General features: G+C 57.0%; 10 protein-coding genes. 4 read left to right on the forward strand and 6 right to left on the reverse strand.

Translation table 11 applies throughout. The annotated features are described in order from the left end of the window. Nucleotides 1-30 precede the first annotated feature (30 nt). The 4 genes from proY to phoB all read right to left on the reverse strand — a co-directional run bounded on the left by proY (nt 31) and on the right by phoB (nt 5,244). On the reverse strand, nt 31-1,398 hold the full coding sequence (gene proY / locus APU02_RS02025) for a proline-specific permease ProY (protein WP_060569071.1): 1,368 nt from the start codon (nt 1,396-1,398) through the stop codon (nt 31-33). Between the two features lie 81 nt (nt 1,399-1,479). Further along, on the reverse strand, nt 1,480-2,799 hold the full coding sequence (brnQ, locus tag APU02_RS02030; RefSeq protein WP_060569072.1) for a branched-chain amino acid transporter carrier protein BrnQ: 1,320 nt from the start codon (nt 2,797-2,799) through the stop codon (nt 1,480-1,482). Nucleotides 2,800-3,207: 408 nt separating this feature from the next. Then, complete coding sequence (gene phoR / locus APU02_RS02035; RefSeq protein ID WP_060569073.1) at nt 3,208-4,503, reverse strand: phosphate regulon sensor histidine kinase PhoR; 1,296 nt, start codon at nt 4,501-4,503, stop codon at nt 3,208-3,210. 51 nt (nt 4,504-4,554) lie between these two features. Then, nucleotides 4,555-5,244 carry a phosphate response regulator transcription factor PhoB gene (gene phoB / locus APU02_RS02040; RefSeq protein WP_042286011.1) on the reverse strand — a complete coding sequence of 230 codons (690 nt, stop codon included), beginning with the start codon at nt 5,242-5,244 and terminating at the stop codon, nt 4,555-4,557. Nucleotides 5,245-5,433: 189 nt separating this feature from the next. Here phoB and sbcD point away from each other — a divergent pair, with 189 nt between their 5' ends. The 3 genes from sbcD to araJ all read left to right on the forward strand — a co-directional run bounded on the left by sbcD (nt 5,434) and on the right by araJ (nt 11,165). Further along, nucleotides 5,434-6,636 (forward strand): exonuclease subunit SbcD, encoded by a 1,203-nt coding sequence (sbcD, locus tag APU02_RS02045; protein WP_060569074.1) that lies wholly within the window; start codon nt 5,434-5,436, stop codon nt 6,634-6,636. Continuing rightward, nucleotides 6,633-9,779 carry an exonuclease subunit SbcC gene (gene sbcC, locus APU02_RS02050; RefSeq protein WP_060569075.1) on the forward strand — a complete coding sequence of 1,049 codons (3,147 nt, stop codon included), beginning with the start codon at nt 6,633-6,635 and terminating at the stop codon, nt 9,777-9,779. The genes sbcD and sbcC overlap by 4 nt, the downstream gene beginning before the upstream one ends. Nucleotides 9,780-9,986: 207 nt before the next feature. Continuing rightward, entirely contained in the window at nt 9,987-11,165 is a 1,179-nt protein-coding gene (gene araJ, locus APU02_RS02055; protein ID WP_060569076.1) for an MFS transporter AraJ, read from the forward strand. Nucleotides 11,166-11,201: 36 nt separating this feature from the next. Here araJ and mak read toward each other — a convergent pair whose 3' ends face one another. Further along, nucleotides 11,202-12,110, reverse strand: a complete 909-nt coding sequence (gene mak, locus APU02_RS02060) for a fructokinase (RefSeq protein WP_060569077.1) — start codon at nt 12,108-12,110, stop codon at nt 11,202-11,204. Nucleotides 12,111-12,237: 127 nt separating this feature from the next. Between mak and rdgC the strand changes: the two genes are divergently transcribed. Further along, complete coding sequence (gene rdgC, locus APU02_RS02065; RefSeq protein ID WP_060569078.1) at nt 12,238-13,149, forward strand: recombination-associated protein RdgC; 912 nt, start codon at nt 12,238-12,240, stop codon at nt 13,147-13,149. A gap of 66 nt (nt 13,150-13,215) precedes the next feature. On the opposite strand, the gene ppnP is transcribed toward rdgC, so the two are convergent. Continuing rightward, a complete protein-coding gene (gene ppnP / locus APU02_RS02070) occupies nt 13,216-13,500 on the reverse strand; it encodes a pyrimidine/purine nucleoside phosphorylase (protein ID WP_042286027.1) in 285 nt (94 codons plus the stop codon). Nucleotides 13,501-13,516: the final 16 nt, after the last annotated feature.

Below are 13,516 nucleotides of genomic sequence, written 5' to 3' on the forward strand. Positions count from 1 at the left end.
TGCGAGCATTCGCAGACCGGACACACACCGTTACTGCGCCATCAGACGATCGCGACGGCGTTTGAACATCCAGCCAATCAGCAGCAGGACAATCCACGCAAAACCAACGTACAGCGAGATGCGGGTATCCGGGTGATAGCCAATCAGCCCAATGATAAAGACGAGAAAGATCAGCCCGGCGATAGTGGTCGCCACCCCGCCTGGCACTTTAAATTTCAGCGCGTTGACCTCGTCGGGCGGCAGACGGCGACGGAAGGCAATCTGCGACAGCAGGATCATAATCCACACCCACACCGTGGCGAAGGTCGCCAGCGAAGCGATAACCAGGAAGACGTTTTCCGGCATGATATAGTTCAGATAAACCGCAAACAGCAGCGCAACGGTCATCACCATCACGGTCACCCACGGAATACCGCGGCGCGAAGTCCTGGCAAACACCTTCGGCGCGCTGCCCTGCTCCGCCATGCCGTGCAGCATACGACCCACGCCAAAGACGTCAGAGTTAATCGCCGACAGCGAAGCGGTAAGCACCACGAAGTTCAGAATGCTGGCGGCAAACGTTATTCCCAAATGCTGGAAGGTCAGTACAAACGGGCTACCATTAGTTCCCACCTGGTTCCACGGGTAGATCGACATAATGACAAACAGCGTTCCCACGTAGAACACCAGAATACGCATCGGCACTGAGTTAATCGCGCGCGGGATCGATTTCTCCGGGTCTTTCGCCTCCCCGGCGGTGATACCGATGATCTCAATCCCGCCGTAGGCGAACATCACCATCTGGAGAGACATCACCATGCCCAGCCAGCCGTTGCTGAAAAAGCCGCCATTGCTCCACAGGTTATGAATACCGGTCGGCTGACCGCCGTTGCCAATCCCCCAGATGATAATGCCGAAACCGGCGGCAATCATGATGATAATGGTGGCAACTTTAAAGAAGGAGAACCAGAACTCCAGTTCGCCGAAAACCTTCACGCTCATCAGGTTGATGGCGCAAATCAGCAGCACCACGCTAAGCACCCAGATCCAATGCGGCACCGCCGGGAACCAGACGCCCATATAGATACCGAACGCGGTCACGTCGGCGATGGCGACGATCAGTATTTCAAAACAGTAGGTCCAGCCGGTGATGTAGCCCGCCAGCGGGCCGAGGTTTTCTTGCGCATAGCGCGAAAAGGAACTGGCTGCGGGGTTGTGAACGGACATTTCGCCCAATGCGCGCATAATGATATACGCGGCAACCCCGCCAATAATGTACGCCAGCAGTACGCTTGGCCCCGCCATTTTGATGGCGTCCGCCGAGCCGTAGAATAGCCCGGTGCCAATTGCTGAACCCAGTGCCATAAAGCGAATGTGCCGGGTGCTTAGCCCACGCTTTAGCTTGTTATTACTTTCCATCAATTCCTGACCCATCTACACAATAAAAAACCACGGGGTTAAGCAAGATAACCCCGTGGTCAAAACATACTGTCAGCAATCTTAGTGGGCGCTGGAGGTCACCTGCCGACCCGCTGCGCGATCCCAGATAATTGCCAGGACCACTATCACGACGGTGGGCATTAACCACGCCAGTCCCTGTTCCGCCAGCGGTAAACGCTGGGTCCAGGCCGGTAACACGTCGCCGATTGCCGATGCTTTAATCCCGTCAAGGATACCAAAAAGCAGGCTGATAAACATCGCCGGTGCGATAACGCGGGACGAATTATGCCACCATGAGCGGGTAAAACTTAATACAACCAGTGCGATACACGGCGGATAGATCGCCGTCAGCACCGGAATGGAGATCTGAATCAGGTGGCTCAGCCCCAGGTTGGAGACCACCATCGAGAAGCCGCCGAGGATAAACACCAGCGTGCGATACGAAAGCGGGACGTACTGCGCGAAGAACTCCGCACAGGCGCAGGTCAGGCCAACCGCGGTGACCAGACAGGCGATGAAGATCAGGGCCGCCAGCAGCAAGCTCCCCGCGCCGCCGAAGGTATGCTGAACGTATGCATGCAGGATCGCCGCGCCGTTAACGGACTGATCGACCAGCGTCGCGCTGTCTGACCCCAGACGGAACAGCGCCAGATACAACAGCGTCAGACCAATGCCCGCCATCAGGCCAGCCCAAACGGTATAGCGGGTCAGCAGACGCGCTTCGGTCACGCCGCGCGAGCGCGCCGCGTTCACAATCACGATACCAAATACCATCGCACCCAGCGTATCCATGGTCAGATAGCCGTTCACAAAACCGTTAGAGAACGCCGCGTTTTCATAAGCGTCCATGGCAGTGCTGATAGGGCCAGCCGGCCAGATGATTGCCGCAACGGACAGGACGATCAGCGCGATAATTTTCAGCGGCGCCAGGAAATTCCCTACCGTATCCAGCAGTTTGCCAGGATAGAGCGACACCAGAATAACGAGGGCGAAATAGACCACGCTATAGATAAACAGCGGCATCGCCGAATCGCCGGTCAGCGGCGCGATGCCCACTTCAAACGACACGGTCGCGGTGCGCGGGGTCGCAAACAGTGGTCCAACCGCCAGGTAACAGACGGTTGCCAGCAGGACGCCCGCCACTTTACCGATTGGGGTGCTCAGGCTGTCCACGCCGCCACCCACTTTCGCCAGCGCGATCACGGTCAACACCGGCAGACCCACGGCGGTAATCAGAAAGCCGAAAGCCGCAGTCCAGACGTGCTCGCCCGCCTGCAGACCAACCATTGGTGGAAAGATAATGTTTCCTGCGCCGACGAACAGCGCAAAAGTCATAAAGCCAAGGGCGATAATATCGCGCGATTTTAACTGATGGGTCATAAAGCTTACGGCCTGTGGATGTGGTGTTGATTAAATTAAAATTTTTTACCTTTCCCTACGGGAAGATACAGCGGATTTTTTAAGCAATTCCAGCGGGATATGCTCCTGGGCTGGCGCGGCGAAGAATAGTTTTTCGAATTACCGCCTGAATGCAGTCAGACCGCCAGCATCTGGGGCGCAATTTAAACGCTTATAACGTTTTAAAGCAAGGAGGGATCTAAAAACCGGAACATTATCGCGATATCGAATTCAGAGTTGGCATAAAACACCATTCTTAAGAAAAAGTCATGGCTTATCATGCGAACAAAAAACGACCAGACGTTGCGAAATTTAGTAGACTGTTCTTAACCGCAAACAAAATAAGCCAGCATTCGCTGGCTTATGGAAAGATAGCCTTACGATCGGGCATTAAGCCGATTTTTTGGCAATTAAACGTTCCGGCAGCACAAAACTAAAGCGCGTGCCTTTGCCCAGTTCACTGTCAATCGATAAGCGGCTTTCATGATGATTCACCGCATGTTTAACGATGGCCAGCCCGAGCCCACTGCCGCCGGTTTGCCGCGAACGGGCCTTGTCGACGCGGTAAAAACGCTCGGTCAGACGCGGCAAGTGTTCCGGCGCGATCCCCGGACCATTATCCTCCACGCTGAACGCCGCACCGTGCGGCACAGCGTGCCAACGCACAGTGATGTGGGTTCCTTCCGGCGTATGGTTTACCGCGTTATACACCAGGTTAGAAATCGCGCTACGCAACTGTTCTTCATTCCCCAGCACCTTAAGCTGATTATCGACCTCAAAGCTGAAGGTGTGCTTATTCTGGCTCAGCGTTTGCGCTTCGCGTTCCACCATGCGCAGCATCATCGGCACATCGACCTGCTCATTGAGCAACAGCGTCGGCGAGGCTTCAATCTTCGACAGCGTCAGCAATTGTTTCACCAGTCCTTCCATCCGGAAAGTCTGTTCGCGCATCGTCAGCAACGCTTTCTCGCGCGTGGCCCCTTCCAGCGGCTGTTCGTGCATCATTTCCAGATACCCCTGCAGCACAGTGAGCGGCGTGCGTAGCTCGTGGCTGACGTTGGCAAAGAAGTTGCGTCGCGCCCCTTCAAGCTGATGCATCTGGGTCACGTCCCGGGCGACCATCAGCAACTGCTTGTCGGTATAAGGCATCACGCGAATCTCCAGATGCCGTCCGGTATTGAGCACCAGATTCAGCGGCCGGGTGAAATCACGCGTTTTGAGATAGTGAGTGAACTCAGGATAACGCAGCAAGTTGAGGATATTCTGCCCGTTATCGTCGGGCCAGCGTAGCCCCAGCACCTGTTGCGCCAGGCCGTTACACCAAAAAATTCCGCCCTCTTCGGTGGTTAATACCACCGCATCCGGTAGCGACTCCGCCCCGCTGCGAAAGCGTTTGATCAGGTTTCCCAGTTCACGCCGACGTTTTTTGTTACGAAGCTGCATCTGATGCAGCCCGTACAGCAGCGGCTCCCAGCTTCCGCTGCCCGGCGGCGGCGTCATGCTGCGATCAACCCACAGCCACCATGACAGGCGTAATAAATTCCAGAAATGCCAGATGAGCAGTCCCGTTACCGACGCCAACAAAAACCACGGCAGGTAACCAAAAATAGCGCTGAGGATAAAGGCCGGGATACAGCAAAGTATCAGTTCCAGCACCAGCCTTTTCCATGACAGTCTTTCCAGCACGCGTCATACTCCGTTCTGAGCCAGGCCTGCGCCTGGCGCTTGTTTTACCCTTCAGAAGCGGGTTGAAAAACGATACCCTGTCCCACGTACCGTCTGAACCATCCGGTCATGACCGCTGGTTTCCAGCGCCTTGCGCAGACGTCGAATATGCACATCGACCGTGCGATCCTCAACGTAAACGTTAGTGCCCCAGACGTGGTTCAACAACTGTTCACGGCTGTAAACGCGTTCCGGGTGAGTCATAAAGAAGTGCAGTAACTTGAATTCCGTCGGCCCCATATCGAGAGGGTTTTCGCCGGTCATGACGCGGTGGGAAGTCGGGTCCAGGCTCAACCCCTGCATCTCGATCACCTCTTCCACTGCCATAGGCGAAATGCGGCGCATAACGGCTTTGATACGCGCCACCAGTTCTTTCGGGGAAAACGGCTTGGTTATGTAGTCGTCTGCGCCGGTTTCCAGGCCGCGCACGCGGTCTTCTTCTTCGCCTCTGGCGGTGAGCATCATCACCGGAATATCCCGGGTCATCGCTTCGCGTTTGAGGTGTTTAATAAACTGGAGACCAGAACCGCCAGGCAACATCCAGTCAAGGAGGATCAGATCCGGCCAGGGTTCGTTAAGTTGGTTCACCGCACTGTCATAATCTTCGGCTTCGACAGGCTGAAAGCCATTTTGCTCGAGCACGAAGCAGACCATTTCGCGAATTGGAGCTTCATCTTCTACGACCAGAATACGTCTCGCCATGATTTGCCCTGTTTTAGATAAATTGCTAGTCATCAATGCGGCGTCATTATGCGTCACTTTTATGACAGATTTATGAAAAAGATAGCGCAGGCTGATGACAGGTTGTTGATTTATTACAAGCCATACAGGAGATATTACCGTCCGTGAAAAGGTATAATCCCCGCCACGCTTTTTTGCCATGGAACCGTTATGCGCATCTTACACACCTCTGACTGGCATCTGGGACAGAATTTTTACAGCAAAAGCCGCGCCGCTGAGCACCAGGCCTTTCTCGACTGGCTGCTGGCAACGGCGACCGAGCAGCAGGTGGATGCCATTATTGTCGCAGGTGACATTTTTGATACCGGCTCGCCGCCAAGCTACGCCCGCGAACTGTACAACCGTTTTGTCGTCAATTTACAGCAAACTGGCTGTCATCTGGTGGTGCTGGCGGGCAACCATGACTCCGTCGCCACGCTCAACGAATCCCGCGAAATTCTCGCCTTTCTGAATACCACCGTTGTCGCCAGCGCCGGACACGGTCCACAGCTTCTGCATCGCCGCGACGGAACGCCCGGCGCGGTACTGTGCCCAATTCCCTTTTTACGCCCGCGCGACATCGTTACCAGTCAGGCCGGATTGAGTGGTCTGGAAAAACAGCAGCACCTACTGAGCGCCATCACCGACTACTATCAGCAACAGTATCAGGCCGCCTGCGCCCTGCGCGGCGAACACACGCTGCCGATTATCGCCACCGGTCACCTGACTACCGTCGGCGCGAGTAAAAGTGACGCGGTGCGTGACATTTATATTGGCACCCTCGATGCGTTTCCCGCGCAAAATTTCCCTCCCGCCGATTATATCGCGCTGGGTCATATCCACCGTGCGCAGCAGATTGGCGGTACCGGGCACATCCGCTACTGCGGCTCCCCCATCGCCCTGAGCTTTGACGAGTGCGGTAAACATAAATGCGTCCATCTGGTGAGCTTTGAAAACGGCAAACTGGCGAGCGTCGACAACCTCACTGTGCCGGTAACACAGCCGCTGGCGGTACTGAAAGGCGATTTCGCCGCTATCACTGAGCAGCTTGAACAGTGGCGTGACGCGCCGCAAACGCCGCCGATCTGGCTGGATATTGAGATCACCACCGACGAATACCTGCATGATATGCAGCGCAAGATCCAGGCGCTGACCGAAACGTTGCCCGTGGAAGTGCTGCTGGTGCGTCGCAGTCGCGAACAGCGCGAACGTATGCTAAGCAACGAACGACGGGAGACGCTGAGCGAGCTGAGCGTTGACGAGGTGTTTACCCGCCGTCTGGCCCTGGAGGCACTCGACGATCCTCAGCGCCAGCGCCTGATCTCGCTGTTTCACACCACCTTACAGACGCTGTCCGGGGAGGATGACGCATGAAGATTCTCAGCCTGCGCCTGAAAAATCTCAACTCGCTGAAAGGGGAATGGAAGGTAGATTTTACTGCTGAACCCTTCGCCAGTAACGGTCTGTTCGCCATCACCGGCCCCACGGGCGCCGGAAAAACGACGCTGCTGGACGCCATCTGTCTGGCGCTCTACCACGAGACGCCGCGTCTGAATACTGTTTCACAGTCGCAAAACGATCTGATGACCCGCGACACCGCTGAATGTCTGGCGGAAGTGGAATTTGAGGTAAAAGGCGAAGCCTACCGCGCATTCTGGAGCCAGAACCGCGCCCGCAACCAGCCTGACGGCAATTTACAAGCGCCGCGCGTGGAGCTGGCGCGCTGCGCCGACGGGAAAATTCTTGCCGATAAGGTGAAAGATAAGCTTGAGATGACCGCCGAACTGACCGGTCTGGACTACGGACGCTTTACCCGCTCAATGCTGCTCTCTCAGGGACAATTCGCCGCCTTCCTCAATGCTAAACCGAAGGAGCGCGCAGAACTGCTGGAGGAGCTGACCGGGACGGAAATCTACGGACAAATTTCGGCGAAGGTATTTGATCAACACAAAACCGCGCGGGCCGATCTGGAGAAACTTCAGGCGCAGGCCAGCGGCGTCGCGCTGTTAGCGCCTGAGGCGCGACAGGCGCTGAATGAACGTTTGCAGGCGCTCACTGACGAGGAACAACAGCTTGCCGCGCGGCAGTCAACCCTGCAACAGCACCTGAACTGGCTGACGCGGCAACACGAACTGCACGCGGAAACACAGCGTCGGCAGCAGGCGCTGGAAACAGCGCAAGCGGCATTACAGCAGGCCCAGCCGCAGCTTGCGCCGCTGAACCTGGCGCAGCCGGCCAGAGCGTTACGCCCACACTGGGAACGTATTCAGGAACAATCCGCTATCCTTTCCCGCACCCGCCAGCAGATTGAAGAAGTAAATGCTCGCTTACAAAGTACGCTTACGCTGCGCAGCCGTATTCGCCGCTATGCGCAACAGCAGTCCGCGACGCTGGTAAACGCTCAGCAAACGCTGACGGCCTGGCTTAGCGAACACGATCGCTTCCGCATGTGGAGCAACGAACTGGGCGGCTGGCGGGCGCTGTTTGCCCAACAGGCCAGCGACGCCGTCCAGCGGGAGAAATGGCGGCAACAGCTGGCGTCAGATACCCGCAAGCGGGAAGCATTGCCGACGCTGACCCTCGCCCTCACGCCAGATGAGGTTACCGCAGCGCTGGCCCAGCATGCGCGACAGCGCCCGACTCGCCAGCGCCTGCTGGCGCTGCATGGTCAGCTCGCCCCCAACATTAAGCGTCTGGAGCAGCTTAAAATGCTGATTGCGCAGAATACGCGCACGCTGGCGGAGCAAACCGCGCAACTGGACGCCAGGCGCCAGCAGTATAAAGAGAAAAACCAGCATTACCTCGACGTCAAAACCCTCTGTGAACAGGAAGCGCGAATTAAAGATCTCGAAAGCCAGCGCGCGCTGTTGCAGTCCGGACAGCCCTGTCCGCTTTGCGGCTCGACCACGCATCCGGCGGTAGCGGCCTATCAGGCGCTCGAACTCAGCGTCAATCAGGCGCGACGTGACGCGCTGGAAAAAGAGGTCAACGCGCTGGCGGAACAAGGCGCCACGCTGCGCGGGCAGTGCGACGCCCTGAAGCAACAGGTGCAGCGCGACGAGAACGAAGCGCAGGCGCTGGCGAAAGATGAGCAAGCGCTCACTGTTGAATGGCAGGCATTAATTCGCGATCTCAATATCACGCTGCAGCCACAGGATGATATTCAACCCTGGCTAACGGCGCAGGACGATCATGAAAAACAGCTTTACCAGCTCAGCCAACGCCATGCTCTGGACGCGCAACTCGTCGCGCATCAACAGCAGATCACGCAGTTTAGTCAGCAGATTAACCAGCGTCAGGCGACGCTGACCGCGCAGCTCAGTCGCTACGCACTCTCCCTGCCGGACGAGGGGCACGAAGAGGCGTGGCTACACGCACGCGCTGCGGAGGCGCAGACGTGGCAACAAAAGCAGACCGAGCTTAACGAACTGCAGGCGCGTATCGCGCAGTTGACCCCACTACTCGAGACCCTGCCCCCAGCCGAGGCGGATTCAGAAGATCCTGCGCCGGTTTCGCTGGACCACTGGCGTCAGGTGCACGACGACTGTCTGTCGCTGCAAAGCCAGTTGCAAACATTAGAGCAACAGGCGGTGAACGAGAATCAGCGCGCCAGCGAAGCCCAAACGCAGTTTACGGCGGCGCTGGAAAGCAGCATTTTTGCCGACCAGGCGGCGTTTCTCGCCGCGTTGCTGGATGAGGAGACCCTTGCGCGCCTTGAGCAACTCAGGCAGTCGCTGGAAAACCAGTTGCAGCAGGCCCGCACGTTAGCGGCACAGTCCACGCAGGCACTGGCGACGCATCAGCAACAGCCGCCTGCCGGTCTGGATCCCACCTTATCGATTGCGCAGATCCAGGCGGATGCCGCGCAGCTCAACGGCCAGCTACGCGAAAACGCCACCCGGCAGGGAGAGATTCGCCAGCAGCTGAAGCAGGACGCCGACAATCGACAACAACAGCAAAGCCTGATGCAGGCGATCGCCAGCGCCAGCCAGCAGGTTGAGGACTGGGGCTATCTGAACGCGCTTATTGGCTCAAAAGAGGGTGATAAGTTCCGTAAATTCGCTCAGGGCCTGACACTGGATAATCTGGTCTGGCTGGCGAATAACCAGCTCACGCGTTTGCATGGTCGCTATTTGCTTACGCGAAAAGCCAGCGACGCGCTGGAGCTGGAGGTGGTGGATACCTGGCAGGCGGACGCCGTGCGGGATACCCGCACCCTTTCCGGCGGCGAGAGTTTCCTCGTCAGCCTCGCGCTGGCACTGGCGCTTTCGGATCTAGTGAGCCACAAAACGCGCATTGATTCGCTGTTTCTCGATGAAGGTTTCGGCACCCTTGATAGCGAAACGCTGGACACCGCGCTGGATGCGCTGGATGCGCTGAACGCCAGCGGCAAGACCATCGGCGTGATTAGCCATGTGGAGGCGATGAAAGAGCGGATCCCAGTGCAAATTAAGGTGAAGAAAATCAACGGGCTCGGTTATAGCAAACTTGACCCCCTGTTTGCGGTGACGAAGTGAATGGCATGCCGGGTGGCGTTTCGCTTATCCGGCCTGCTCAACAGTCACGCCGCCATTCGGCAAAGACCGATGCGTTAGCACGATCGTCAATACTCAGAGACGAATAAGGAATGGCATTCCGCCCGACTTAACCGCAAGCTATGACGCGATTGGCTGCGGCAATGCGCAGCCGCTGCGCTTAACCCGCGCACAATAATGGCAGGTGGTATGAACAAGGTTATTTTTTCTTTAGCGCTCGGGACGTTTGGGCTGGGCATGGCCGAATTCGGCATCATGGGGGTATTAACGGAATTAGCCCGCGACGTTGGCATTTCGATTCCCGCCGCCGGACATATGATCTCGTACTACGCGTTTGGCGTGGTGCTGGGCGCCCCCATTATCGCCCTTTTTTCCAGTCGCTTTTCGCTCAAGCATATTCTGCTGTTTCTGGTGACCCTGTGCGTCATCGGCAACGCGATATTTACCCTCTCCTCTTCTTACGCCATGCTGGCGGTCGGCAGGCTGGTCTCCGGCTTTCCGCACGGCGCTTTCTTTGGCGTGGGCGCGATAATTCTGTCTAAACTCGTCCGGCCGGGAAAAGTCACCGCCGCCGTGGCGGGGATGGTGGCCGGAATGACCGTCGCAAATCTGGTTGGCATCCCGCTCGGGACGTTTCTCAGCCATGAATTCAGCTGGCGCTATACCTTTTTGCTGATCGCCGTGTTTAACGTTGCGGTGATGGTCTCGATCGGTTTCTGGGTGCCTGATCTGCATGATGAAGCGAAAGGAAAGCTGCGTGAACAGTTTCATTTCCTGAAAAGCCCCGCGCCATGGCTGATATTTTCCGCCACCCTGTTCGGCAATGCCGGGGTTTTCGCCTGGTTCAGCTATATCAAACCGTACATGATTTACGTTTCCGGCTTCAGCGAGACGGTCATGACTTTCATCATGATGCTGGTCGGGCTGGGGATGGTACTGGGCAACCTGCTTAGCGGACGGTTATCGGGTCGCTTTTCTCCGCTTCGGATCGCGGCGACAACCGACTTTGTCATCGTCCTGTGTCTGCTGCTGCTCTTTTACGTGGGCGGGATAAAAGTCGCGTCACTGACGTTTGCGTTTATCTGCTGCGCCGGACTGTTTGCCCTTTCCGCGCCGCTGCAGATCCTGCTGCTGGAAAATGCCAAAGGCGGCGAACTGCTGGGCGCGGCAGGGGGGCAAATCGCCTTTAATCTCGGGAGCGCTATTGGCGCATACTGCGGCGGAATGATGCTGACGCTGGGTTTTGCCTATCACTATGTGGCGCTGCCCGCCGCCCTGCTGTCGTTTACGGCAATGGCGTCATTGTTGACGTATGGACGCGTTAAGCGCCGACAGCACCCGGTGTTACCGGTGGCCGGAGGGCGCTGACGCGCGTCCGGCCTATACGTACTGCCCGCAGGGCTATTACCCTTGCGGCCACAGCCACGCGGCGCCGCGCACGCCGCTGGAGTCGCCGTGTAGCGCTTTACGGACCGGCGTTTCACACTCACCACCAAAGACAAATTGTTTGATAAGCGTCGGGACGGTTTTATACAAACGATCGACATTGCTCATCCCGCCGCCCAGCACGATCGCATCCGGATCGAGTATGTTCACTACATGGGCAAGCGATTTCGCCAGCCGCAGCTCATAGCGGCTTAACGCCAGCTCGGCCACCGGATCCTGCGCCGCCACACGCTGCATGATGTCGCTGCCCTGCAGCGGATGCCCGCTCAGGCGGTGGTAATCGGTCGCGAAGCCGGTGCCGGAGATAAACGTTTCAATACACCCCTGTTTGCCACAATAGCAGGGCACCTCCTCGCGATAGCGAAGCTCATCTTCATCCATCCACGGCAATGGATTATGCCCCCACTCGCCCGCCGTACCGTTCCCTCCGATGTGCGCCCGTCCGTTCAGCGCAACGCCTGCGCCGCAGCCGGTACCAATAATCACCGCAAACACCGTTTGCGCTCCGGCAGCCGCGCCGTCGACCGCTTCAGATACCGCCAGACAGTTTGCATCATTCGCCAGGCGCACCTCACGCTGCAAACGCGCGCACAGATCGCGGTCGAATGGCTGTCCGTTAAGCCAGGTCGAATTGGCGTTTTTCACCACGCCGGTGTAAGGCGACAGGGAACCGGGAATGCCTATTCCGACCGTTCCCGTCTGCCCGGTAGCGCGTTCGGCCATGGCGACCAACGTCGCAATGGTCTCAATAGTTTGCTGATAATCCTCACGCGGCGTCGGCAGGCGATGGCGGAACAATTGCTCCCCCGCCTCGCCGAGCGCAATCACTTCCGTTTTGGTACCGCCAAGGTCAATACCTATACGCACAGGCCACTCCTTATTTTTTTCGGCAATATCAATAGCGTAGAGTCGGGCTTTCGCTTAAGCAATGCAAGGCCGCCGACAATTCGCTACTATACGCGCTGGATTTAACGACAAGGCCGTGGAAATTATCATGCTGTGGTTCAAAAATTTAATGGTTTACCGTCTTAGCCGCGATATTTCGTTGCGCGCTGAAGAGATGGAAAAACAGCTAGCCTCAATGACGTTTACCCCTTGCGGTAGCCAGGATATGGCCAAAATGGGCTGGGTGCCGCCAATGGGATCGCACAGCGATGCACTGACGCATGCCCACAACGGCCAGATCCTGATTTGCGCGCGTAAAGAAGAGAAGATCCTGCCTTCGCCGGTCATCAAACAGGCGCTGGAAGCGAAGATCGCCAAACTGGAAGCCGAGCAAGCGCGTAAGCTGAAAAAAACGGAAAAAGATTCGCTGAAGGATGAAGTGCTGCATTCTCTGTTGCCGCGCGCCTTCAGTCGCTTCAGCCAGACAATGATGTGGATCGACACGGTTAACGGGCTGATCATGGTGGACTGCGCCAGCGCCAAAAAAGCGGAAGATACGCTGGCGCTGCTGCGTAAATGCCTCGGTTCGCTGCCGGTGGTTCCGCTGGCGCTGGAAAATCCGATCGAATTGACGCTCACTGAATGGGTGCGTTCCGGCACCGTGGCTCAGGGCTTCCAGTTGCTGGACGAAGCCGAACTGAAAGCGATGCTGGAAGATGGCGGCGTGATCCGGGCGAAAAAACAGGATCTGGTGAGCGACGAAATCGCGGTGCACATTGAAGCCGGTAAAGTGGTGACCAGGCTGGCCCTCGACTGGCAGCAGCGCATTCAGTTTATGGTTTGCGATGACGGTTCGATTAAGCGTCTGAAATTCAGCGACGAACTGCGCGATCAAAACGAAGATATCGATCGGGAAGATTTCGCCCAGCGTTTCGACGCTGACTTTATCCTGATGACCAGAGAGCTGGCGGCGTTGATCCAGAATCTGGTGGAAGGCCTGGGTGGAGAAGCCCAGCGCTAAAGCGCGGTTGCTGCGCAAGGAAAGGCCGGACAAGACGCTTTTGTGTCGCTATCCGGCCTTTCTCGTTTACAGATAGCGGCAAAGGTAGGAGGTCGGCTCCGCCACCTGCAAATGGAACTCACTGTGGCCAGGGACGTTAAATACCTCGCCGGCGGCATACACTTTCCATTCGGTTGCGCCCGGCAACAGGACATTCAACGCGCCGCTCACTACCGTCATTTCTTCCGGCTCTGCGGTACCAAACGTGTATTCCCCTTCCAGCATCACGCCAACGCTGGCGCGGCCAGTGCTGCTGCTGGTAAAGCCGATCGATTTCACTTTGCCGGAAAAGTATTCGTTACTTTGAAGCATAAACTGACCCTGTCTG

The organism is Citrobacter sp. 50677481, from assembly GCF_001463265.1.
GTDB lineage: Bacteria > Pseudomonadota > Gammaproteobacteria > Enterobacterales > Enterobacteriaceae > Citrobacter_A > Citrobacter_A sedlakii.